General features: G+C 70.1%; 20 protein-coding genes. 12 read left to right on the forward strand and 8 right to left on the reverse strand.

Features of this window, described 5'->3' with window-relative positions; all coding sequences use genetic code 11:
- Window positions 1-151: 151 nt before the first annotated feature.
- From ACVKXF_RS12505 to ACVKXF_RS12525, 5 genes are all read right to left on the reverse strand, one after another.
- Window positions 152-562, reverse strand: coding sequence for a heat shock protein transcriptional repressor HspR (locus ACVKXF_RS12505; protein WP_123312152.1), 411 nt, complete (start codon window positions 560-562; stop codon window positions 152-154).
- Window positions 563-688: 126 nt separating this feature from the next.
- Window positions 689-1,702 (reverse strand): DnaJ C-terminal domain-containing protein, encoded by a 1,014-nt coding sequence (locus tag ACVKXF_RS12510; RefSeq protein WP_456795893.1) that lies wholly within the window; start codon window positions 1,700-1,702, stop codon window positions 689-691.
- A gap of 23 nt (window positions 1,703-1,725) precedes the next feature.
- Window positions 1,726-2,385 carry a nucleotide exchange factor GrpE gene (locus ACVKXF_RS12515; RefSeq protein WP_456795894.1) on the reverse strand — a complete coding sequence of 220 codons (660 nt, stop codon included), beginning with the start codon at window positions 2,383-2,385 and terminating at the stop codon, window positions 1,726-1,728.
- 2 nt (window positions 2,386-2,387) lie between these two features.
- Window positions 2,388-4,253: a molecular chaperone DnaK gene (dnaK, locus tag ACVKXF_RS12520; protein WP_456795895.1), complete on the reverse strand. Its 1,866-nt coding sequence runs from the start codon at window positions 4,251-4,253 to the stop codon at window positions 2,388-2,390.
- Window positions 4,254-4,525: 272 nt separating this feature from the next.
- Window positions 4,526-4,846 carry a hypothetical protein gene (locus tag ACVKXF_RS12525; protein ID WP_456795896.1) on the reverse strand — a complete coding sequence of 107 codons (321 nt, stop codon included), beginning with the start codon at window positions 4,844-4,846 and terminating at the stop codon, window positions 4,526-4,528.
- A gap of 265 nt (window positions 4,847-5,111) precedes the next feature.
- Between ACVKXF_RS12525 and ACVKXF_RS12530 the strand changes: the two genes are divergently transcribed.
- From ACVKXF_RS12530 to ACVKXF_RS12575, 10 genes are all read left to right on the forward strand, one after another.
- Window positions 5,112-7,163: a hypothetical protein gene (locus ACVKXF_RS12530; protein WP_456795897.1), complete on the forward strand. Its 2,052-nt coding sequence runs from the start codon at window positions 5,112-5,114 to the stop codon at window positions 7,161-7,163.
- A 99-nt stretch (window positions 7,164-7,262) separates the two neighbouring features.
- Window positions 7,263-7,685, forward strand: a complete 423-nt coding sequence (locus tag ACVKXF_RS12535) for a DUF3060 domain-containing protein (protein WP_456795898.1) — start codon at window positions 7,263-7,265, stop codon at window positions 7,683-7,685.
- 119 nt (window positions 7,686-7,804) lie between these two features.
- Window positions 7,805-9,208, forward strand: coding sequence for a polysaccharide biosynthesis tyrosine autokinase (locus tag ACVKXF_RS12540; RefSeq protein ID WP_456795899.1), 1,404 nt, complete (start codon window positions 7,805-7,807; stop codon window positions 9,206-9,208).
- A 114-nt stretch (window positions 9,209-9,322) separates the two neighbouring features.
- Window positions 9,323-10,381 carry an SDR family NAD(P)-dependent oxidoreductase gene (locus ACVKXF_RS12545; RefSeq protein ID WP_456795900.1) on the forward strand — a complete coding sequence of 353 codons (1,059 nt, stop codon included), beginning with the start codon at window positions 9,323-9,325 and terminating at the stop codon, window positions 10,379-10,381.
- Window positions 10,378-11,460, forward strand: coding sequence for a polysaccharide biosynthesis C-terminal domain-containing protein (locus ACVKXF_RS12550; protein ID WP_456795901.1), 1,083 nt, complete (start codon window positions 10,378-10,380; stop codon window positions 11,458-11,460). Before ACVKXF_RS12545 ends, ACVKXF_RS12550 begins: the two co-directional genes overlap by 4 nt.
- A complete protein-coding gene (gene wecB / locus ACVKXF_RS12555) occupies window positions 11,457-12,611 on the forward strand; it encodes a non-hydrolyzing UDP-N-acetylglucosamine 2-epimerase (protein WP_456795902.1) in 1,155 nt (384 codons plus the stop codon). Before ACVKXF_RS12550 ends, wecB begins: the two co-directional genes overlap by 4 nt.
- The gene (locus tag ACVKXF_RS12560) at window positions 12,608-13,879 is read left to right on the forward strand and encodes a hypothetical protein (protein WP_456795903.1); all 1,272 of its coding nucleotides are present in this window, start codon (window positions 12,608-12,610) and stop codon (window positions 13,877-13,879) included. Before wecB ends, ACVKXF_RS12560 begins: the two co-directional genes overlap by 4 nt.
- A complete protein-coding gene (locus ACVKXF_RS12565) occupies window positions 13,879-15,090 on the forward strand; it encodes a hypothetical protein (RefSeq protein ID WP_456795904.1) in 1,212 nt (403 codons plus the stop codon). Before ACVKXF_RS12560 ends, ACVKXF_RS12565 begins: the two co-directional genes overlap by 1 nt.
- A 13-nt stretch (window positions 15,091-15,103) precedes the next feature.
- Complete coding sequence (locus tag ACVKXF_RS12570) at window positions 15,104-16,333, forward strand: glycosyltransferase family 4 protein (protein ID WP_456795905.1); 1,230 nt, start codon at window positions 15,104-15,106, stop codon at window positions 16,331-16,333.
- Complete coding sequence (locus ACVKXF_RS12575; protein ID WP_456795906.1) at window positions 16,330-17,469, forward strand: glycosyltransferase; 1,140 nt, start codon at window positions 16,330-16,332, stop codon at window positions 17,467-17,469. Before ACVKXF_RS12570 ends, ACVKXF_RS12575 begins: the two co-directional genes overlap by 4 nt.
- 91 nt (window positions 17,470-17,560) lie before the next feature.
- Here ACVKXF_RS12575 and ACVKXF_RS12580 read toward each other — a convergent pair whose 3' ends face one another.
- Window positions 17,561-18,250, reverse strand: coding sequence for a sugar transferase (locus tag ACVKXF_RS12580; protein ID WP_456795907.1), 690 nt, complete (start codon window positions 18,248-18,250; stop codon window positions 17,561-17,563).
- Window positions 18,247-19,476: a glycosyltransferase family 4 protein gene (locus tag ACVKXF_RS12585; protein WP_456795908.1), complete on the reverse strand. Its 1,230-nt coding sequence runs from the start codon at window positions 19,474-19,476 to the stop codon at window positions 18,247-18,249. Before ACVKXF_RS12585 ends, ACVKXF_RS12580 begins: the two co-directional genes overlap by 4 nt.
- A gap of 105 nt (window positions 19,477-19,581) precedes the next feature.
- On the opposite strand from ACVKXF_RS12585, the gene ACVKXF_RS12590 reads away from it, so the two are divergent.
- Together ACVKXF_RS12590 and ACVKXF_RS12595 are read left to right on the forward strand one after the other, a co-directional pair.
- Window positions 19,582-20,715, forward strand: a complete 1,134-nt coding sequence (locus ACVKXF_RS12590) for an acyltransferase family protein (protein ID WP_456795909.1) — start codon at window positions 19,582-19,584, stop codon at window positions 20,713-20,715.
- A 14-nt stretch (window positions 20,716-20,729) separates the two neighbouring features.
- Window positions 20,730-21,929 (forward strand): ankyrin repeat domain-containing protein, encoded by a 1,200-nt coding sequence (locus tag ACVKXF_RS12595; RefSeq protein ID WP_340197475.1) that lies wholly within the window; start codon window positions 20,730-20,732, stop codon window positions 21,927-21,929.
- Between the two features lie 13 nt (window positions 21,930-21,942).
- On the opposite strand, the gene ACVKXF_RS12600 is transcribed toward ACVKXF_RS12595, so the two are convergent.
- Window positions 21,943-23,133: a glycoside hydrolase family 1 protein gene (locus tag ACVKXF_RS12600; protein ID WP_456796044.1), complete on the reverse strand. Its 1,191-nt coding sequence runs from the start codon at window positions 23,131-23,133 to the stop codon at window positions 21,943-21,945.
- Between the last annotated feature and the right edge of the window lie 24 nt (window positions 23,134-23,157).

Here is a 23,157-nt window from a genome sequence, read left to right on the forward strand (position 1 = left end):
TACCCCGTCGTCATCACCCAGCAAGACGGCACCAACAAGATCAAGCGCATCACCCACACCATGCAACCCACCACCTGAACACCACACCACTGAACGACGAAGGACCCGGCTCTGGAGAAGAGCCGGGTCCTTCGTCTGTCGGAGCGTTCGGTCAGCGCGGGCCGCGGTACAGCACGATCTGGGTGTTCCGCTGCGGTCGCGCACCGGCCCGCAGCGACACCGCGGCTCCCGTGGTCGTCGCCGCGAACACACGTGCACCAGGCCGGTTGATGAGCTGGTCCGCCAACGCGGTCTCCAGCTCACGCACCCGATCACGCAGGTCCTTGTTCTCGTTCTCCAGTTCGAGCACCCGCCGGATCCCCTCCAGGGACACCCCCTCGGAGCCGAGGCGCGCGATCTCGCGCAGCTGCGCGATGTCGCGCATCGAGTAGCGGCGGGATCCGCCGCGGGTGCGGCCGGGCACGACCAGGCCGAGCCGGTCGTACTGCCGCAGCGTCTGCGGGTGCATGTCGGACAGCTCCGCGGCGACCGCGATCGCGAAGACGGGCGAGTTCTCGTCCATGTCGGTCATGGCGTGTTCCTTCCGTCGTTCGCGTGGTGGTGAAAGCCAGCCTGGAGGCTCGGTGCGGCTTCCTGACGGAGCCGCACCCCGCCTCCAGGCCGGTTCTCCTGCTGTTGGTGCGTGACGCTAGTCACGCGCCTTGGCGAGGAGGTCCTCGCGAGGGTTCTCGTCGGGCAGGACCTCCGCAAGCGCCTCGACGGCCTCGCGCTGCTTGTCCGACAGGTGTGACGGCACCGCGACCTGGACGGTCGCGAGCAGGTCGCCCGTTCCGTTCTTCGTCGCGACACCGCGCCCCTTGACGCGCAGGACGCGACCCGACGGCGTGCCGGGAGCGACCTTGAGCTTGACGGGCTCGCCGCCGAGCGTCGGCACCTGGATCGTGGCGCCGAGTGCCGCTTCCGGGAACGTCACGGGGACGTCCACGCGCAGGTTGAGTCCGTCGCGCTCGAAGACCGGGTGCTTCCGGACCGTGACGGCGACCACCAGGTCACCGGCCTCGCCGCCGTCGGGCGAGGGTTCGCCACGACCGCGGAGCCGGATCTTCTGGCCGTCCGCGACGCCCGCGGGGATGCGGACGTTCACCGGGCGACCGTTGCCCTGCGACAGCTTGACGGTGTCGCCGGCGATCGCCGTGGTGAAGTCGAGCGTCGTCGACGCCGTGACGTCGCGACCCTTCGTCGGTCCACCGAAGCCGCGGTAGCCGCCGGAGGTCTGGCCGAAGCCACCACCACCGCCGAACATCCCGCCGAGGATGTCCTCGAAGCCGCCGGCACCGCCCGGGCCGCCCTGGCCGAAGCGGACGCGCTGTCCGCCACCGCCGGCACCCTGCTGACCGAACATGCCACCGAAGACGTCCTCGAAGCCACCGCCCTGGCCCCCGCCGCCCGCCGTGAAGCGGGCGCCGGAGCCCATGGCGCGGACCTGGTCGTACTCCTGACGCTGCTCCTTGTCGGAGAGCACCGAGTAGGCCTCGCTGATCTCCTTGAAGCGGTTCTCCGCCGCGGCGTCACCCGGGTTGGAGTCCGGGTGGAACTGCCGGGCGAGCTTCCGGTAGGTCTTCTTCAGCTCGGCCTCCGACGCGTCCTTCGACACTCCGAGGACCTTGTAGAAGTCCTTGTCGAACCAGTCCTGACTGGCCACTGGTACCTACCTTCCGTTCCGGCTCAGGCCGGGACCGCCACCGCGACCTTGGCCGCACGGAGCACGCGCTCACCGAGCTTGTAGCCCGGCTCGACGACGTCCGCCACGGTCTGGCCGGTGGCACCCGGGGTCGGGAGCTGGACGATCGCCTCGTGGATGTTCGGGTCGAAGGCTTCACCCTTCTCACCGATCTGCACGAGCTTGAACTTCTCGAAGCCCCCGCGGATCTTCTGACCGATGACCTGCATCGGGCCCTCGGCGAGGTCACCGTGGGCCTCGGCCCGGGTGAGGTCGTCGAGCGCCGGCAGCAGGGCCCGGACCACTTCGGCGATGGCGACCTCGCGGTTCGCTTCGCGGTCACGCTCGACGCGCTTCCGGAAGTTCACCAGCTCGGCCTGCGCACGGAGCATGTCCGCGCGCATCTCGGCGACGAGGTCGCGGTCCGCCGTGGACAGGTTGTCCTCGGCGATGCCACGAGCGGCGTCGTCGAGCAGGGCCTGGTCCTCCGGGGAGAGGTCGTTCGCCGCGTCCGCTGCCGGGCCGCCGGCGGCGGGGCCGTCGGTCGGTACTTCGACGTCGGGCCCCTCCGCCTCGATGAGGTCCTCGGGTTCGGCCGCGTTCGTGGCGTCGCCCTCGACCTGGGGCTCGTCCTCGCCCGGCGCGTTGTCCTTGGGATCCGTCATCGTTACTTCTTGTCCTTGTCGTCCTCGTCGTCCACGACCTCGGCGTCGACGATGTCCTCGTCGTCCGCCGGCTGCTCACCCGCGGGCTGCTCGCCACCGGCCGCGCCGGCTGCTGCGTCCTGCTGGCTGTAGATGGCCTGACCGAGCTTGCCCTGCGACTCGTTGAGCCTGTCGAAGGCGGTCTTCACGGCCTCGTCGTCCTCACCCGCGAGCGCGGACTTGAGCGCGTCGACGTCCGCCTGCACCTCGGACTTGACGTCCTCGGGGAGCTTGTCGTCGTTCTCCTTGATGAGCTTCTCGATCGAGTAGACGAGCTGCTCGGCCTGGTTGCGACGCTCGTTGGCCTCACGACGGGCCTTGTCCTCGGCCGCGTGCTCCTCGGCCTCGCGGACCATGCGCTCGATGTCCTCCTTCGGCAGCGACGAGCCGCCGGAGATGACCATCGACTGCTCCTTGCCGGTGCCCTTGTCCTTCGCGGACACGTGCACGATGCCGTTGGCGTCGATGTCGAAGGTGACCTCGACCTGCGGGACGCCACGGGGAGCCGGCGCGATGCCGGTGAGCTCGAACGTGCCGAGCGGCTTGTTGTCGCGGGTGAACTCGCGCTCGCCCTGGAAGACCTGGATCGCGACCGACGGCTGGTTGTCGTCAGCGGTCGTGAAGGTCTCGCTCCGCTTGGTCGGGATCGCGGTGTTGCGGTCGATGAGCTTCGTCATCAGGCCGCCCTTGGTCTCGATGCCGAGCGACAGCGGGGTGACGTCGATGAGCAGGACGTCCTTGCGCTCGCCCTTCAGCACGCCGGCCTGCAATGCGGCGCCGACGGCGACGACCTCGTCCGGGTTCACGCCCTGGTTCGGGGACTTGCCACCGGTGAGCTGCTTGACGACCTCGGCCACGGCGGGCATGCGGGTCGAGCCACCGACGAGCACCACGTGGGCGATGTCGTTGACCGAGACACCGGCTTCCTTGATGACGTCGTTGAACGGCTTCTTGGTGCGGTCGAGCAGGTCGGAGGTCATCTGCTCGAACTGTGCGCGCGAGATGGTCTCGTCGAGGTTGAGCGGGCCCTCGGCCGTGAGCGTCAGGTACGGCAGCTGGATGTTCGCCGACATCTGCGACGACAGTTCCTTCTTGGCCTGCTCAGCCGCTTCCTTGAGACGCTGCTTGGCGATCTTGTCCGTGGACAGGTCGACGCCGTGCTCGTCCTTGAACTTCTTGACGAGGTAGTCGACGATGCGCTGGTCCCAGTCGTCGCCACCGAGGCGGTTGTCACCGGAGGTCGCGCGGACCTGGATCGTCGAGAAGTCGTCGTCCTTGCCCACCTCGAGCAGGGAGACGTCGAACGTGCCGCCACCGAGGTCGAAGACCAGGATGAGCTCGTCTTCCTTGCCCTTGTCGAGGCCGTAGGCCAGAGCGGCCGCGGTCGGCTCGTTGATGATGCGGAGGACGTTGAGACCGGCGATCTCACCGGCGTCCTTCGTGGCCTGGCGCTCGGCGTCGTTGAAGTACGCCGGCACGGTGATGACCGCGTCGGTGACGTCTTCACCGAGGTACTGCTCGGCGTCGCGCTTGAGCTTGCCGAGGGTGCGGGCCGAGATCTCCTGCGGCGTGTACTTCTTGCCGTCGATCTCGACGGTCCAGTCGGTGCCGACGTGACGCTTGACCGACGCGATGGTGCGGTCCACGTTCGTCACGGCCTGACGCTTGGCGGTCTCGCCGACCAGGACCTCGCCGTCCTTCGTGAAGGCGACGATCGACGGCGTGGTGCGGAGCCCCTCGGCGTTCGCGATGACGGTGGGCTCGCCACCCTCGAGAACGCTGACGACCGAGTTGGTGGTTCCGAGGTCGATGCCTACTGCACGTCCCATGTGTGGTGCTCCTTCTTGCTCGAGGTAAGTCGTTGGACTTGCGTCCGATGGACTCAACTCTACTCCGGACGGGGGGCGCGTCAACTCTGGGACCAAAAACTTGCGTTGGTCACACTCAACTCTCAGGGCGTCGATTGTGGAACGCACTCGCCAAGCGTTGGTATTTCATGTGATATTCTGTATGTACATACTGCGCTGGTTCGGCTGGCGCGTGCGTATCTCCCTTCCCGAACGGCCGCGCTCTGCGGCCCGTCCTGAAAGATGCACATGTCTCACAAGAAGAGGGCTTCGACGGCCTTCAAGTCCATGGGTGCGGCCGGGCTGGTCGCCGCCACCATCGTGTCGGGGCTGTCCTTCGGCGCCGCCCCGGCCACTGCCGCTCCCAACTCTGCGACCACGGCCGCATCATCGCAAGCTAAGCTCGTTTTCAAGAACGGATCGACGTTCAGCGCGTTCGTTCCGCGGTCGGAGGGGACGGAGAGGGTGAGCGCCAGGTCATTCTCGACGCTGGCCGAGGCAACGGCGGCTGCGGCCAAGCTCAGCGTCACTGCGGTGAGCGGCGGCTTCTTTCTCAGTGGCCCGACGTCAGGCACGTGCCTCGGAACGTCTACGAAGCTCTCGGGCGTTGCTCTCCACGTTTACCCCGCGAACATCAATGCAAGCTGCGGGACGTTCAGCGTCAGCGGCGGCAATCTGCTGATGAATGGATCGAACTTGGGAGATGTGGCGACCGTGAGAGGGACCTCGCCGGAGGACAGGTGGGTGTACCGCGGAATCCGCACGAGCGGAAACGCCGAATTTGTGGGTGACCCCGGGCCGATGCAGCCAGACGTCCCCCTCGTCGCCAGCGTGTCAACGGTGAACCACATCGCGAAGAGCGCGGTGGTGTCGGGAACGGCGACGCCGGGTGCGAAGGTGTCCATCGGCTCCCAGGAAGTCGAGGCCGACAAGACTTCCGGCGCCTGGTCGATCACGGTGACCGGACTCGCCGCGGGCAAGAACGACCTTGTGGTGATCCAGAAGATCAACAGCACCGAGTACGACCAGAAGACCGTGTCCCCCGAGATCGTCGAAGGTGGCACGCTCGTCGGTGTCGATCAGGGCCCGATCGAACTCGAGAGCGGCGAGACCACCCAGGTGCCGTTCGTCGTCGAGAACCGCGAATCCCGCACGGACGCCAAGGGCACGGTCGTGCTCAACGCCCCCGACGGCACGACCTTCTCCGAGCAGGACACGGTCCAGGGTTCCTGGCGAGGGGTCGGCAACACCGCGTGGAACGCCTCCACGTCCATCCCGCTCACCGACGGCCGTCTGTCGAACGACAACACGACCCTGACGTTCGACGCGGACTGGGCGAGCGAGCGTCCGGCCGACGTGCAGTACCGCTTCATGGTCGGTGTCACCGCCGGCGACGAGACCCCCGAGGGCTCGAGCGCCATGGAGTTCGACTTCAGCGGCACGAGCAGCAAGGGCGACTTCCGGGCACAGGGCGAGACCACCACCACCGTCGCCGACAGCGAGAACGTCGCAGCCCCGACGGGTGAGGTGGAGTTCTCGGACGACGTCACCGAGAAGGCAACCGTGAAGGGCACGGGTGCCGAGGGCGCCACGATCGACCTGTTCAACGGGTCCACCAAGATCGGCACGGCGACCGTCGAGAACGGCGAGTGGTCGACCACGATCGACCCGATCGGTGCCGGCACGCACACCATCCGCGTGCAGCAGACGCTCGGCGAGGACGTGCAGAACGTCAACGTCGAGGCGGACTACCGCCAGGCTGCGGAGTTCACCACCGCCGACAACGTGCAGTTCACCGACGGCACCGTCACCGTCTCGGGTCGGTCGTCCCAGGGCGCGATCGTGAAGATCGTCACCGGCGGCAAGCAGGTGGACGAGTTCACCGTGACCGCTGCTGACGGCACGTTCACCCGTGAGCTCGAGGGTGTCGGCTCCGGTCCCATCGTCCTGACGATGACCGCCGCGTCCCGTGGTGGTCTCGAGACCTCCGACACGCTGCGGGCGGAGTCCCCGGTCAAGGTCGAAGACCTGACGGTCGCCTCGCACGTCCGCGGCGGCACCTTCGTTCCCGGCACGCAGGCCTTCACCGGTCAGGGCACGGCTGGCACCACGGTCACGCTGAACCCGTTCGGCTTCGACCCCCGGTACGCCGCCTACGACGTCACCACCACGGTGAACCAGTTCGGCGAGTGGACCATCAACCGCGGCCTGTCCGACACTCCGTACGCGCTGATCTCGTTCAAGCAGACCACGCAGCGCGGCGTCGTGAACGAGGTGCTGAACTACGACCTCAAGCCCTTCAAGGAGATCGGCGAGCCGGGTGACCTGATGATCACCAACTTCAAGGCCGGCGACTTCTTCACCCCGGGCGGCCAGGTCTTCACCGGCATCGCGACCCCCGGCGCGACCGTCATCGTGAACCCGTTCGGCTTCGCACCGCAGTACGAGCAGTACAACATCACGACGACTGCCGACACGACGACCGGCGCCTGGGAGATCCGTCGAGGGCTCGCGGACACCGTGTACCGCGAGTTCGCGGTCAAGCAGGACCCCGAGGCCGAGGGCAAGGTCAACAAGATCGAGAAGATCACCATCGCGGCCACGGGTTGGGTGGGCTCGCCAGCCGACCTCACCCTCGCGACGACCGAGCCCACGTTCGCGCCCGGCATGGTCACCTTCTCCGGCACCGCGACCCCGGGCACCGTCGTGACGATGTACCCGTTCGGTGACGACCGCTACGCCGACATCACCACCACCACGGTGACGAACGCCGTCGGCAACTGGGAGATCAAGCGAAACATGGGCAACCAGGCGTTCCCGGCCGTCTTCACCCAGACCGACGCCGGCGACAAGGTCGACCGCATCGAGCACCGCATCACCCCGGCGAGCTAGCCGGTACCTCGGCCGGCCGTTCCGGCACGGTGGCGGCGAGCATCACGCTCGCCGCCACCGCTCCCCTGCTCTTCCCGACTTCCCCAAGAAGGAGACCTCGTGCGATCCCGCATCATCACCGCCGTCCTCGCCGTCGGCGTCAGCGCGGCACTGCTCACCGGCTGCTCGAGCACGCCTGACAAGTCCGACAAGCCGGAACCGACCGCGACCAAGTCCGTCGCCGCTCCGGACCGCGAGACGCCGGCCCCGTACGACAACGCGTGCGACGGCAACCAGGCCGTGCTCAGCGGCGACGGCGGGCAGCACGAGCTGCCGAAGGGCTGTGACGCGGTGTCCGTCGTCAGTTCGGGCAGCGAGATCACCCTCGGCGAGACCGAGTCGATCGTCGTCGAGGGGAGCAACAACGACATCACCGTCTCCTCCACGAAGAACCTGCTGCTCCTCGGCACCAACAACAAGGTCCACGTCGAGGGCGAGGCGCCCGAGGTCGACGACCAGGGCACCGGCAACACCGTCGACTGACCCACTCCCCACCAGCTCCACATCCGAAGGCCGTCCCGTTCCGGGGCGGCCTTCGTTCGGTATTCCGGGTTTACATATCACGTGATAGACTTCAAATACCGAACAGACAGGGACACGAAATGGACCTCCCCGACCTCCTGCACTCGCTCCGCCGCCGCTGGCCGATCGTGCTCGCGGGGACCGCGCTCGGCACCGCCGCAGCTTGCTCGCAGCTCGCCCTGGCGACACCGACCTACGACGCCACCGCGAAGCTCTACATCACGATCGCTGCGGCGGAGAACGGTTCCGCCACCGACCTGGTGCAGGGCGGCAACGCCGCCGAACAGCGCGTGCGCTCCTACGTCGACATCGTCACGACACCCCGCGTGCTCGAACCGGCGATCGAGTCCCTCGGCCTGAAGACCTCCGCCGCCGACCTCGCCGAACACGTCCGAGCCGACTCGCCGAACGACACGGTGCTGCTCAACGTCACCGTGCGCGACACATCCCCCGAGCGTGCAGCAGCGATCGCCAACGCCATCAGCACGAGCTTCACGACACTGGTCAGCGACGACCTCGAAGTCGGCAAGCCGGACGCGGTGAGCCCGGTGTCCGTCCGCACCGTCCAGCCGGCCGTTGCTCCGGAGGACGCTGCCACCCCGCAGCCCGCGAAGAGCGGCCTGCTCGGCTTCGGCGGCGGTCTCGCGCTCGGGCTCCTCGCGGCGGTCCTCCGCGACCTGCTCGACACCCGGATCCGCGGCCGTGCCGAGGTCGAGTCAGTGACCGACCGCCCGATCCTCGGCGTCGTCCCGAAGAGCAAGTCCGTCCAACACACCCCCGTGTACATCCAGGGTGACCGTCGCGGACAACTCGCCGAGGCCTTCCGGTCCCTCCGCACCAACATGCGCTTCGTCGAACAGCGGGGCGCCGAACAGGTCTTCGTCGTGACGTCGGCGAACGCCAGCGAGGGCAAGACCACCACGGCCCTCAACCTGGCGGCGGCCCTGATCGAGGGCGGTTCCCGCGTCACGGTGGTCGACTGCGACCTCCGACGCCCGGCCGTGGCAGGCCGCCTCGACTTCGAGAACGCGGCCGGCCTGACCGACGTGCTGACCGGACGCGCCGAGCTCGAGGACGTGCTCCAGCCGTGGGGGACGACCGGGTCCGTGCTGCCCGCGGGCCCGACCCCGCCGAACCCCGGCGACCTGCTGGCCTCGCCGGCGATGTCCGAGGTGCTCCGCATCCTGTCCACCGACAACGACTACGTCATCCTCGACACCCCGCCGCTGCTCCCGGTGACGGACGCGGCGATCCTCGCGAGTTCGACGGCCGGCGCACTGCTCGTGACGGCAGCCGGCAAGTCCCACACGCACGACCTCCGCGACGCGCTCGAGGTCCTCGACCGCGTCGGCGCCCGCACGATCGGCATCACCGTGTCGATGGTCAAGCCGCCCCGACGCCGCGACCGCTACGAGTACCTGCACACGACCGACGAGCTCACCGGGCGACCGGGCATCGGACGGGGCGTGCGCGCAGCAGACTGACCCACCGCCCACCGGGACGCTGACGGCGGACCCGCACCGCGCCTCCAGACAGGCACGCACCCCAGACGAACGCACCGCACCGCACCGCACCAAGCAGAGGAACAGGCCCACACCATGACCCACACCGACTCCCTCATCGGCTCCCGCGTCCTCGTGACCGGCGGGACCGGCTCCTTCGGGAAGACCGTCACCAAGCGCCTGCTGGCACGCGGCGTCGGCGAGGTCCGCATCCTCAGCCGGGACGAAGCGAAGCAGGACCAGATGCGGCACGAGATCGGCGACGCACGCGCCCGGTTCTACCTCGGCGACGTCCGCGAGCCGGAGAGCGTCGGCCGGGCGATGCGCGGCGTCGACCACGTCTTCCACGCGGCGGCGCTGAAGCAGGTGCCGTCCTGCGAGTTCTTCCCGCTCGAAGCGGTCCGGACGAACGTGCTCGGCAGCCAGAACGTCGTGGCAGCGGCCGTCGCCGCCGAGGTCAAGTCGGTCGTGTGCCTCAGCACCGACAAGGCCGTCTACCCGGTCAACGCGATGGGCATCAGCAAGGCGCTCATGGAGAAGGTCGCACTGTCCTACGGACTCAACAACCCGGACGCCGGCACGATCGTCTCCTGCGTGCGCTACGGCAACGTCATGTACTCGCGAGGATCCGTGATCCCGCTGTTCGTCGACCAGATCCGCAAGGGGATCCCGCTCACGATCACCAATCCGGAGATGACACGCTTCATGATGTCGCTCGACGACTCCGTCGACCTGGTCGAGCACGCGTTCGTCAACGCCAACCAGGGCGACCTCTTCGTGAAGAAGGCCGCGTCCTGCACGATCGGCGACCTGGCCCGTGCGCTCGCGAACCTGTTCGACGTCCGCGGGGAGCCGTTCCGCGTGATCGGGACCCGGCACGCCGAGAAGCTGTCCGAGGCGCTCGCCAGCCGCGAAGAACTGTCCCGCGCCGAGGACATGGGCGGCTACTTCCGCATCCCGGCAGATGTCCGCGACCTCAACTACGCCGCCTACATGGAAGAGGGCGACCCGGCCCAGACCGAGCGGATCGCCTACGACTCGCACACCGTCGAGCGGCTCGACGTCGCCGGGGTCGAAGCGCTCCTGCTCAGCCTGCCCGAGTTCCGCACGGAGCTCGAGCGCGCCGGCCGTCGGACCGGACTGGTCGCCGCGTGACCCAGGTCATCAGCGGCCGCGCCGGGCTGGTCGGCTGGCACCTGCGCGCCGTCCTCCACAGCACCGGTGGGACCTGGCACGACGTCGACCTCCGTCAGCCGGACGTGCAGCTCGACGAGGTCGACTCCATCGACCGGGCCGTCCACGTCGCCGGGATCACCCGGGGGACGACCGAGGACCTGCACGAGGGCAACATCGCGCTCGCTCGTCGCTTCGTCGACGCGATCGACGCCACCGGTGCCGTACCCAGGCGCGTCGTGCACGCAGGATCCGTGCAGGCCTTCCGCGACACGCCCTACGGGCTCGGCAAGGCCGGCGCTTCCGCGGTCCTCGCCGACGCGGCCGAGCGCTGGGGCGCGGAGTTCCTCGACCTCCCGATCGAGAACGTCTTCGGTGAACACGGTGCCCCGGACCACAACACGGTCACTGCCACCTTCTGCCACCGACGAGCACGTGGCCTGCCGATCCCCGTCGACTCCGACGCCGAGCGCGTCTTCGTCCACGCGCAGCACGTCGCGGACGCCCTGCTCGGGACGATCTCCCCCGCACGGCTCGCCGAGCTCGGGACGGTCATGACGATCCCGGCCCTCGCAGCCCGGCTGGACGAACTCGCCGCGGTGTACGACCTCGGAGAGGTCCCCGACCTCAGCAGTCCGTTCGACCGCGACCTGTTCAACACCTACCGAGCCGCCGTCTTCGACGTCCGACCGGTCCACCCGCTGCACGCGGCGCAGGACCACCGCGGCGCGTTCACTGAACTCGTCCGGGTCCACGGTGGGACCGGCCAGACCGGCATCTCGACGACCAAGCCAGGGGTCACGCGCGGGGACCACTTCCACCGGCGGAAGGTCGAGCGCTTCGTCGTCGTCGCGGGGCGTGCCCGGATCACGCTCAGGCGCGTGCTCACCGACGACCGTCGGCACTTCGACGTCGACGGGGACCACCCGGTCGCGATCGACATGCCCACGCTCTGGAGCCACGCCATCACCAACACCGGCGACGAGCCGCTCGTCACCGCCTTCTGGACCAACGACCTGTTCGACCCGACCGCCCCCGACACCCACCAGGACCGCGCATGAACGCCCCCGCAGCAGACGCCCGCCGCACCAAGGTGCTGACCGTGGTCGGGACCAGGCCGGAGATCATCCGCCTGTCCTCCGTCATCCACCTGCTCGACGCCACCTGTGACCACGTCCTCGTGCACACCGGGCAGAACCACGACCGGCAGCTCAGCGACGTCTTCTTCGAGGACCTCGGACTCCGCCGCCCCGACCACCACCTCGACGTCGACACGTCGTCGCTCGGCTCCGTCCTCGGAGGCATCCTGATGCGTATCGAGCGCGTCCTCCGCGACGAACGCCCGGATGCCGTCCTGGTCCTCGGCGACACGAACAGCGCCATCGCCGCCCTCATCGCGAAGCGGATGCGCATCCCGGTGTTCCACATGGAGGCCGGCAACCGGTCGTTCGACGAGAACATCCCGGAAGAGACGAACCGCCGGATGGTCGACCACCTGGCCGACTACAACCTCGTCTACACGGAACACGCGCGCCGCAACCTGCTCGCCGAGGGCATCCACCCGTCTCGGATCCTGCTCACGGGGTCGCCGCTGCGCGAGGTCCTCGGCGAGCACGCCGACGCGATCATCGCGAGCGACGTCCTCAGTCGGCTCGGTCTCGCCGCGGACGGCTACGTGCTCGTGAGCGCGCACCGCGAAGAGAACGTCGACGAGCCGGACCGCCTGATGGCGCTGCTCGCCGCCGTCCAAGCGGTCGGCGACGCCCACGACCTCCCCGTGCTCGTGTCGACCCACCCACGGACGCGTCGATCGCTGAACGGGCTCGACGAGTCGACGTGGCCCCGCCTCCGGTTCCACGAGCCCTTCGGCTTCCACGACTACAACGCACTCCAGCGGTCCGCGTTCGTCGTCCTCTCCGACTCGGGCACGATCAGCGAGGAGTCCGTCATGCTCGGCTTCCCCGCGGTCACACTGCGCGACCGCATCGAGCGCCCGGAAGCCCTCGATGCCGGCTCGATGATCACCGCCGGCGTGCAGACGGCGCCGGTGCTCGAAGCGGTCGCCTTCGCCCGGCGCGTCGCCGAGACGACGGACCGGACGGGAGGCCCGGGAGACTACGCCATCACCGACACGGCCCGGCGTGTGGTCGCGTTCATCCTGGGGACGGCGCACACGCACCACGCGACGTTGGGTATCCGGAGGCGGCCGTGACGGCGCAGCCGCCATCGCTGGCGCTCCGGCTGTTCCGCCGCTTCCCGACGACGACGCTGGTCATGGCGCCGTACGTCCTGCTGTACCTGCCGCTCGCGATCTGGAACGACAACCCGGGGACCGACTTCATCATCTACACCGGTGGGCTCGCGGTCGGCGCCGCCTTCGTGGTCGAGTTCTCGTTCGCACTCGTCGTCCTCAGTGAGCGACGAAGCCGGCGCGCTCCCGGTGCGCCCGCCACCACCTCGACGACCTCGATCTGGCACGGGGACCGTGTGGGCGTCGTGGCGCGTGCGGTGTCCGTCGTCTCGATCGTCACGAACCTCGCCTTCGTGACCCTCGGCGGAACCACGCTGACGTCGCAGGTGGCCGGAGTCGTCCCGAGCGGTGTCCTGACACTCCTGAGCCCGTTCGTCTCATGGGGGTGGGTCGCACTGGCCCTGCTCTTCTCCGCACACGCCCTCGGCGGGATCGACCGGTGGACCCTCGTCCGGTGGCTGGTGGCGCTCGTCGCGACGCAGGCCGCCGTCGCGTACGTGACCAACATCACCGCCCGGACCCTGGTGTTCCTGGTCACGCTCGCCGCCGTCGCCCTCCTGACCCGACTGCTCCCGCGGAGTTGGATCCTCGGTGGCGTGGCCGCGGTCGCGGTCGTCTGGCCGACCGTCTACCAGATCCGCAACACGCTCCGCCAGGCGAACGGCATCGCGGTGGCCGAGGACGTGTCGGCGACGGACCGGCTCCGGTTCGACGAGCAGATCGTCAAGGCGGAGCAGTACGGTCCCGGGCACGACCTGGGGCAACCCGACCTGTTCTCCGCACTCCGGTACGGACTGGTGCCCCGCTTCCTCGACCCTGGCCGTCCCGCCGTCTCGTCCGGCAACCTCGTCAACGAGTTCCTCGGCGGCGCATCGTTCTCCTCGTGGACTTTCATGTCGGTGGCCACGTCGTGGTTCTTCTGGGGCACGGTCGTCGTCGTCCTGATCTACGCGGTGCACGCCGTCGTCATCCTCGGCCTCCGCCCGTGGAACGACATCGCCCGACGCCCCGCAGCGTTGATCATCCTCACGCTGATCATCGGCGGCCCGTTGTCCTGGGTCGCCACCCCGCCGGACGTCTTCATCATGTTCCTGCAGACGACCGTGTCCGCGATCCCGGTGTTCCTCGTCCTCCGCCTGTGGGCCCGGTCGAGCCGCGAACCGCGCACCGCGCGAGTCGGGAAGCTGCTCCGGGATGCCCCACGACCGGTGCCGCAGGGATCGGCCTGATGGCCGCGAAGCGCGCTCCGGTCCGACTGTTCCGCGCTCGAGCGTCGGCAGCACTGATCGTGAGCTGCTGTTCGAGTGCGTCCGGCATGCTCGTCGCCGTCGCCGTCGCGCGGTCCTCGACGGTCGCCGAGACGGGCCGCTACGGCGTCGCGGTCGCAGCCGTGCTGCTCGTGACGGCGCTCGCGCGGTCCGCCGTCGCAGATCCCCTGACGGCGACCTCGGGCGCCACCGGCGTCCTGCGTCGGACCGGGCGGGCGTCGGTGATCGGCGTCGGCGGTGCGGTGCTCCTCGGCATCGCTGCGATCCTGCTCCGCTCCGAGTACCTCGCCATCGGTGCCCTCGCGATCCACGGACTGGCCGTGCGCGACACCGTACGCGCGGTCCTGCTGGCACGGGGGACCGCCTCCGTCGCGGTCGTCGCGGAACTCGTCGGCCTGGGATCGACGACGATCGCGTTCGGCGGAACGCTGCTCGGGGTGTGGGACAGCGTGACGGCGTTCGCGGTCTGGGCGGGCACCGGCGCCCTGCTCGGGTACGCAGTGTCGACGGTCACGAAGTCGACGCTCCGGCCGCGGTGGCACGACACACCGGTCCCGACCCCGCGGAGTCTCGCCTTCGGGGGCGACACCATGATCGGCAGCGGGGTCGTCCAGGTCGTCACCTGGATCGCCACCGCGATCGGCGGGCTCCCCGTCGCAGCGGCGCTGCGCGGTGCCGGCACGCTCGCCGGCCCCGTCACCGTGGGGTTGACCGCGGCTCGTGCGGTCCTCATCCCCCACGCGGTCCGCCGCCTCGACGGCGGCGGCGGCATCCGCGGGTTGCTCGGCGACACGACGAAGCTCTGTGCCGTCGCAGCACCGGCCCTCGTGCTGCTCGCCGTGGTCCCCGAACGACTCGGTGTCGCCCTGCTCGGCGCCACGTGGCCGCTCGTCGCCCCGATCCTCGTCTGGACGGCGATCGAGCTCTTCGCCCAGCTCGTGGCCGCGGTTCCGGAGTCCGCGCACCGTGCGCTCGGCGCCGGTCGCAGGATCCTCGCCCTGCGGTGCACCACCGCGTTCGTCCGGATCCCGCTCGTCCTGCTCGTCGCGCCGTCGGGTGTCGGCGCCGTCGTCGTCGCCGCCGCTGCGGTCACGGCCGGCAGCGCGGTCATCTGGTGGATCAGCCTCGCCACACTCGCGCCGCGCCCCGTTCTGCTCCCGACCTCCGACTGAAGGACCCCGCACCATGCGCACACTCGCTCTCGTCGTCCCCGAGTACCGAACCCCCGAGGCACGCGGCGGTGGTCTGGCCGCCGTCGCCGACTTCGTCGTCGGCGCGGTCAGCGGGCCGGAGGTACCGGCCGACGAGCGCTGGCGCGTCCGGATCGTCGCGCCCCGCATGTACCACCGAGCAGCCGAGCACCGGTCGGTGTTCCGCCCGGGCAGCCTCGTGCGTGGTCCGGTCGCGCAGCGCCGACCCGGCTCCGACCCCGAGGTCTGGGACGTCGGTACCTCGATGCCCGAGTTCGAGGCGAACCGGTACCGCCCCCGGCGTGCGCTGTCCGAGCTGGTGAACGGGTGTGACGCGGCGGTCGTCGTCGCGGGCACGCCGGCCATCGGCGCCGCGATGCGGGACGTCACCGTCCCCTGGGTGCTCAAGGTCGCGACCCTCGTCGAAGAGGAGCGCGCCGGCCGGCTCGCCGAGGCCCGGGGTCTCCGCGGGCTGCTGCTCCGCCGGGCCACGACGTCGACCGCGCGCCTCGACCGGGCGGCCCTGCAGTTGCCGGACGCGGTCGTCACGCTCAACGACACGATGGCAGCACGCCTCCGCGAACTCACTCCGCGTCCGGTGCACCTGCTGCCGACCGGGGTCGACACGGACCACTTCCGCCCGGCCGACCGCTGGGCCGCAGACGGACCGATCACGATGGTGAGCCGCCTCAACGACGCGCGCAAGGACGTGCCGACGCTCCTCCGCGCCTACGCCCTGGCCCGCACGCGGCACGGACTCGAGAACCCGCTCGTCCTCGCGGGCCGACACGACCTGCCGACGGAACACCGCACGTTGATCACCGAACTGCACCTCGACGAGCACGTGCGGGTGATCGAGTCGCCCTCCGACGCCGAGCTCGCCGAACTGCTGCGCGCAACGTCGGTGTTCGCCCTGGCGAGCCGCGAGGAGGGACTCGGCGTGGTCTTCCTCGAGGCGATGGCCAGTGGGCTCCCCGTCGTGACGACTGCCACCCGCGGAGCCTCGTACGCAGTGCCTGCGGAGGCCGGACAGGTCATCCCCTTCGGCCCCGGCCTGGTCGACGACCTGGCTGCTGCGCTGGCGGACAGCGTGCAGAACGTGCCGCTGGCGGTCGAACGCGGTGAGGCCGCACGGCGCCACGTCCTCGAGCGCTTCGCCCTGCCCGTCGCCGAACACCAGTGGCGCACCCTGCTCGAAGCCGTCGCGGGCGGTGACGCACGGTGACCACGGTCCGCGTCCTCGCACCGTACTTCGCCCCCGCGGTCGACGGCGGCGGCCCGATCCGCACCCTGGAGGCACTGACCCGCGCAGCGCCTGCGGACGTGTCGGTGACGGTCGTCACCCGCGACCGCGACCGGGGCCACCACGAGCGTCTCGCCGTACCGGTCGGTCCGGTCCGCGACGGCGACCGCCGTGTCCACTACGTCGACACGCGCGGCCTACCCGGCCTGGTGCGGTTGGCGTCGGCGATCCGCCGCCGTCCGGCCCCTGACGTCCTCTACCTCAACAGCGTCTTCGACGCCCGCTTCGCCGTGCTGCCGCTCATGCTCCGGCGGCTCGGCCTGGCGCGGCCCGCGTGCACGCTGCTCGCGCCCCGTGGCGAGTTCGACGCGGGGGCACTCGCGGTGAAACGCCCGAAGAAGGCGGTCTTCCTGGCGCTCGCAGCCTCCACGCGCCTCTTCTCGGGGGTCGTGTGGCACGCCTCGACCGCGCTCGAGGCAGCACACATCCGCTCGGTCGTGGGAGACGGCGCCGACGTGGTGGTTCGGGAGAACGAGACGTCGCTGCCCGAACGGGCCGAACGAGCACCCGTGCCGCGTTCCTCGCGGCTCGAACTCGTCACCCTGGGTCGGATCAGTCCCAAGAAGCGCACACACCTGCTCATCGAGGCACTGGCGGACGTCGGTCGTCCCGTCCGGCTGGTCGTCGTCGGTCCCGACGACGACGCGGCGTACGCGCGCCGGTGCCGAGCGGCCGCCGCAGCCCTGCCCGACGACGTGACGGTCGAGTTCCGCGGCTCACTGTCGCACGATGCCGCGATGGAGGCGCTCACCCACGCGCACGCCATGGCCACCGCGACCGCCGGCGAGAACTTCGGACACACGATCGCCGAGGCACTCGCTGCCGCACGGCCCGTCCTGCTCCCGGCGACGACCCCCTGGACCGATCGCGTGCGAGCCGGTGGTGGGAGCGTGGTGGACGACGACGGGTGGGGCGAGGCGTTCCGGACGTGGGCGGACCGCGACCAGGCGGATCTCGAAGCGCGGTCGGCCGCGGCAGCCGACGGCTACGACGCCTGGCGGGCGACCGCCGCGGGCGCACCCCACGTGTTCGACCTCGTCCGTCGGTCGCGGTCCTGACGTCCGGCCGTCGAACGGCGCGGAGAACGAACCAGCCCGGTGCCGTGTCGGCACCGGGCTGGTTCGTTCATCGGGGGGGGGTGTGCTCCGTTCAGCGCGCTCCGACGGGTTCCTGCACGAGCGGCACCGAGGCGGTCCCGTGGTTGCCCTCGAACAGCGCCATGGTGGCGTGGCCGGGAGCGGAGACGCCACGACGGCCGAGGACCGTGCCGACGGTCGCGAGGAGGATCCGGAGGTCGAGGACGAGCGACCGCTGGTCGACGTACTCGACGTCGTGGTCGAGGCGTGTCGCCCAGTCGACGGCGTTGCGGCCGCGGACCTGCGCCAGGCCGGTGATGCCGGGTCGCACCTCGTGGCGCCGGGACTGGTGATCGGAGTAGAGCTCCAGGTACGACATCAGGTGCGGTCGGGGCCCGACGATGCTCATCTCACCCCGCACCACGTTGACGAGGTTCGGGAGTTCGTCGATGCTCGTCGCGCGGAGGACCCTGCCGAGCGGCGTGATGCGCTGGTGGTCGGCGTCGGCGCCGATCCGCTCGAGCGTCTCGTCGGAGCGCATCGACCGGAACTTCAGGATCTCGAAGCCGTGCCCGGAGCGCCCTGGCCGGGTCTGCCGGTAGAGCGCAGGACCGCCGTCGTCGAGCCGGATGAGGAGTGCGACCACCAGGAGCAGCGGCGACAGCACGACGAGCAGCAGGACAGCGGCGACCAGGTCGAACCCGCGCTTCCACGGGTCCCACGGACGGCGGGCGATCTGATCGGGGACGGTTCGGGTGGTCATGCTGCTGCCTTTCGGAGGACGTGTTCCAGGTGGTCTGTGGCGGCGTCGACGTGCATCGTCCGTTCAGCCGTCGTCCGCGCACGGCTGCTGAGCCGCGCACGTTCGCCGGCGTCGGTCGCGTGCGCCGCACGGAACGCGGCTTCGAGCTCGTCGACGTCCTCGGGGGTGACGACGAACCCGGCACCGCTGGACGCGACCAGGTCGGCTGCGTCACCGGGCACCGCGGCGATGACCGGGACACCGTGGGCCATGGCGTCCTGCAGCTTCGACGGGATGGTGACGGCGGACATGGCGACGTCTCGCAGGGCGACGATCTCGAAGTCGGCGCTGGCGTGCACCGAGGGCATGTCGTCCGGTGCGACCGGAGGACGGAAGACGATGTCGTGCGCGCCCGCACGGGCGGCGAGGGCACGGAGGGCGTCGAGGGCGATGCCGTCGCCGACGAAGGTGAAGGACAGGTCGGGGAGGTCTGCGCACCGGGCTGCCGCGATGACGACGGCATCGAGGCCCTGGTTGGGGCCGATGGTCCCCGCGTAGACGACGTGGGTGCCGGGTGCCTGCGTCACCGCGGAACGGTCGGCGACCGCGTCGGGACGACCCCAGTTGCGGCAGACCGACGTGCGGTCGGGGTCGGCGCCACGGTCGATCAGCAGCTGCGCAGCGCCGGGCGAGATCGCGACGACACCCGCTGCGGCGCCGTGCAGGACCCGCAGGGCCCGCAGGAGCACCGCGCGGACCGCCTTCGTGACGACGCCCGACGGGAGCATGTCGGAACCCGTGACGGACTCGGGCCAGATGTCCTGCACGTGCAGGACGAACGGGATGCCGAGCAGACGACGCCAGAGCATCGGGGCGACGGCCGCCGTGGGTTGGGCACAGTAGACGTAGACGACGTCGGAACCCCGGACGAACCGGGTGGCTGCGAGGACCGACACACCGAAGCTCACGTACGCGAGGATCCGCCGGAGTGCCCGGCCCGAGTGGTCCGGCACCATCGGGACGCGGCGGATCGCGATCCCCCGGTCGCGCTCGAGGTGTCGGAGTCGTTGTCGCCAACCGGGGAACACGCGGCCGTAGGGGTGGTTGGGGAAGCTCGTGACGACCCGGACGTCGTGTCCCCGCCGAGCGAGTTCTCGTGCAAGGGAGTCGGGTAGTGCGCCGTGCGTCTCCGGTGGGTAGTACTGCGAGACGACGATCACGCGCAGCCGGTCCGACACGATATCCATACGTGAAATATTAACATCGATGTTTCGTCGAGTCGACAGTGTGGAGTTTACATTTCACATGTGAATAACTCGTGGGGAGCCGGTCCGTCTGGTGAGACTGCTTCGATGGACATCCCGGCTCATGCGACGAGACTCACCCAACGCATCACCGCCCTCGACGGGCTGCGAGCGTTCCTGGCGTTGCTCATCACGGCGTACCACCTCGGAGCCCCGGGGATCCACGGTGCGGTCGTGGCGCTCCCGGTCTTCTACGCGATGTCCGGAACGCTCATCACGAGCCTGCTCCTCGCCGAGGTCCGCAAGCACGGCAGGGTCCGTCTCCCCCGCTTCGTCCTGAACCGCTTCCTGCGGATCGCACCGCCGGTGGTCGTGCTGGTCATCGGGGTGTCCGTGCTGTGGCCGGTCGTCGGCGGGTTCAACCGATCCGTCGAGGACCTCGGCGTCGCCGCGACACTCGCCCTGACGTGGACGACCAACATCGCGCGGGCGTTCTTCGGCATCCGCCAGGGCGTCCTCGATCCCCTGTGGAGCCTGTCCGCAGAGGAGCAGTTCTACGTGCTGTGGCCCGTGCTGTTCGCCGTGCTCATCGGCTGGCGTCTGGGGCGACGTGCCCTCGTGGTGGCGCTGCTGCTCTTCATCGTCGTGGGCCCGGCGTTGTGCGCGCCCTTCTTCGTCCCGGGCGTCGATGCTGCCCCTGCGGCCGTCTACTACTCCCCGCCGATCAGCATGTCGTCGCTCGCCTCGGGGTGTCTCGGAGCACTGGTGCTGGACCGGCTGCGGGCCACGGGTCGCTGGGGCAGTCGAGCAGCACGGGCCGCGACGTGGGGTGGCCTCATCGCCCTGCTCGCCATCGCCGCGGCGTTCCACCCGGGATGGAAGTCCGATCCGCTCCTCATCATCGGTGCGCTGCCGCTCTCGGGGGCTGCTGCAGCGTGCTTCATCGCCGGCCTCGGGACGGTCGAGACCCTGCCCGCCCGCGTCCTGAGCGTCCGTCCGCTCGCGTGGTACGGGGCCCGCGCCTCGTACTCGCTGTACCTGTGGCACCTCGTCGTCCTGGCGATCCTGACGCCGCACCTGGGCGGGGTGAGCGGTCGCCTCGGCATCCTCGTGGTCGCGGTGGGGATCGGTGCCCTGTTCGGCATCGCGGTGGAGCAGCCCGCGGACCGCTTCCGGAAGTGGGCGTTGCGCCCGCGTTCCTCCGGCCAGCGAGCGCTCGACACGGCAGCCGGTCAGCCGTGAACTAGTGTCGACCCGTGCGATGGAGTCGAGTGAACTGGCCGTCCGTGGGCTACGTCTCCCTCGAGGACTTCGACGGACAGCGGGAACACGTCGCCCGGGTGCTCGAGGACGCTCCCCCGGCCGTCGCCGCACTCCTCACCGTCAAGTGGACGGACTCCCGCATCGCGCGCTGGGACGTCGAGCACCCGGACCTCGAGCACCCGGACGACGACGATGACGACGACACCGCGACGACCGTGGACCTGCCGGGCCACGGCGTCCCCGACCCCGTGGTCGTGCACACCGAGGTCATCGTCCGCAACGACGAGGTGCTCGACACCCCGGACGGCCTGTGGCGCCGCTGGAACCACGCCAGGGTCACCCTCCGCCTTCGGGACGCGGTCGTCGATCCCCCGGGGACCGACCCCGCGGCGCTGCTCGCCGGCGACGCCCACGTGGTGCGCGGCGAGTTGGAGTACCTGCACGAGCTCGACCAGTGGGAGCTCCGCCTGCTCGTGTCCCCCGTCGGCGAGGTGGCGATCCGCTTCCGCGGCGTCCGGGTCGCGATCCGGAGCGTCCCCGAGTCCGTCTACACGGAGCTCGACGCTCGGCCGGCCCGTGGGTGGCACGGCCCGGTGCCCGATGGCTGGGTCGAGTACGCCACCGAGGTGGTGCGTGCCGCCGCGTACGGCGACCTGGGCGGGCTGCACCTGGCCGACGACGCGAGCGACGTCGACGACGTCGACCCGCGTTGGGGCTTCGCCCCGCTGCACGCCGCCGCGTGGTTCGACCGGCCCGAGATGCTCGAGGAGCTCCTCCACCGCGGGGCGTCGCTGCAGCTCACGGACGCCGAGGGGCGGACGCCGCTGACGCTGGCGATCGACCGCGACGCACGTCGGGCGATCGACGTGCTCGTGGCTGCGGGCGCCGACCTGGAGGCCCGGGACGGCGACGGCAACACCCCGATCGTCCGCGCCGCATGGGGTGGCCACGCCGCGATCGTGCGTTCGCTCGCCGCCGCGGGTGCGGACACCAGGGCGCTCGGCTCACGGGGCGCGTCCCTGCTGATCGCCGCAGTCGACTCCGGTGACCTGGACACCGTGCGGTCGGTGCTCGCACTCGACGTCGACGTGAACGCCGAGGACGACGAGGGCTCGACCGCCACCGCGCGCGCAGAACTGCTCCGCGACCGTGCGGTCGCGGAGCAGTTGGCGCACTACTACTCGGGCAGCTGAACGAGCAGGCGGACTACTCCGTCGTCTCGATCGCGTTCGCCTGGGCGACCTTCCCGTACCAGCGAGCCGAGTCCTTCGGCGTGCGCTCGAACGTCTCCGGGTCCCACGACACCAGGCCGAAGGTCGGTCGGAAGCCCGACGCCCACTCGTAGTTGTCGAGGAGCGACCAGTGCTGGTAGCCGAGGACCTCGATGCCGTCCTCGATGCAGCGGTGGATCCCCTCGAGGGCACCCTGCGTGTACGCCTGCCGACGGGTGTCGTCGGCGGTGGCGATGCCGTTCTCGGTGATCATCAGCGGGACGCCGCCGGAGAGCTCCCACGCGCTGCGCAGCCCGTCGGCCGAGGCCTCCGGGTAGAACTCCCAGCCGGTCAGGGTCGTCTCGACGTCGTCCGCCACGGGCAACGGACCGGAAGCGCCGATGAAGGTCCGGGTGTACGCCTGCACGCCGAGGAAGTCGTCGCCGGCAGCGTTCTCGAGGTACCAGTCGTCGCGCGGGTACCCGTACTCGCGGAGCATCGCGTCCGCGCCGGGCTCGCCGTTGGACCTGAAGGCCTGGGTCGCGATGGTCCACCCGGACTGGAGGCCCGACACCTGTCCCAGCACCTCGCGCGACCGCTTGTGGCTGGCCAGCAGGGCGTCGGCGACGCCGAGGTCCGGGTTCGGCAGGCCGTAGGCCACGAGGTTCGACGCGTCCTCGCCGCCGGCGAGCATCGCCGCGATGTTCGGCTCGTTGATCGTGCAGACGTACCGGACGCCGTCGGACACCACGGGGAGCGCCGCTTCCGTGTACCGGGCGAACAGGTCGGCGGCGTCGGGGGCGCGCCAGAAGCCGTCGCGCTCGAACCAGCGCGGCACCGTGAAGTGCATGAGCGTGACGATCGGTTCGATGCCGAACTCGTGGCACGTCTCGACCATGCGGCGGTAGTGGTCGATCTCGGCGCGGCTGACGAACCCGCGCTCCGGCTCGATGCGCGCCCACTCGATGCTGAAGCGGTACGAGTTCAGGCCGAGCTCGGCAGCGATCCGGATGTCGTCGCGGTAGCGGTGGTAGCTGTCCGCGGCGTCGCCGGAGGGTTCGACGATGGTGGTGTCCGGCTCGTGCTCGTGCACCCACCAGTTCGAGTTGATGTTGTTGCCCTCGATCTGGTGCGCAGCGGTGGCGGCGCCCCAGAGGAAGCCCTTCGGGAAGTCGAGCGTGGTGATGACGGGGTCCTTTCAGTGGGCGTT

This window comes from Curtobacterium sp. PvP017, from assembly GCF_054060195.1.

Coding starts and splice junctions, on each gene's coding strand:
- ACVKXF_RS12505 (WP_123312152.1), bottom strand. CDS start 562: ATGGACGAGAACTCGCCCGTCTTCGCGATCGCGGTCGCCGCGGAGCTG.
- ACVKXF_RS12515 (WP_456795894.1), bottom strand. CDS start 2,385: ATGACGGATCCCAAGGACAACGCGCCGGGCGAGGACGAGCCCCAGGTC.
- dnaK (WP_456795895.1), bottom strand. CDS start 4,253: ATGGGACGTGCAGTAGGCATCGACCTCGGAACCACCAACTCGGTCGTC.
- ACVKXF_RS12540 (WP_456795899.1), top strand. CDS start 7,805: ATGGACCTCCCCGACCTCCTGCACTCGCTCCGCCGCCGCTGGCCGATC.
- ACVKXF_RS12545 (WP_456795900.1), top strand. CDS start 9,323: ATGACCCACACCGACTCCCTCATCGGCTCCCGCGTCCTCGTGACCGGC.
- wecB (WP_456795902.1), top strand. CDS start 11,457: ATGAACGCCCCCGCAGCAGACGCCCGCCGCACCAAGGTGCTGACCGTG.
- ACVKXF_RS12565 (WP_456795904.1), top strand. CDS start 13,879: ATGGCCGCGAAGCGCGCTCCGGTCCGACTGTTCCGCGCTCGAGCGTCG.
- ACVKXF_RS12570 (WP_456795905.1), top strand. CDS start 15,104: ATGCGCACACTCGCTCTCGTCGTCCCCGAGTACCGAACCCCCGAGGCA.
- ACVKXF_RS12580 (WP_456795907.1), bottom strand. CDS start 18,250: ATGACCACCCGAACCGTCCCCGATCAGATCGCCCGCCGTCCGTGGGAC.
- ACVKXF_RS12585 (WP_456795908.1), bottom strand. CDS start 19,476: ATGGATATCGTGTCGGACCGGCTGCGCGTGATCGTCGTCTCGCAGTAC.
- ACVKXF_RS12590 (WP_456795909.1), top strand. CDS start 19,582: ATGGACATCCCGGCTCATGCGACGAGACTCACCCAACGCATCACCGCC.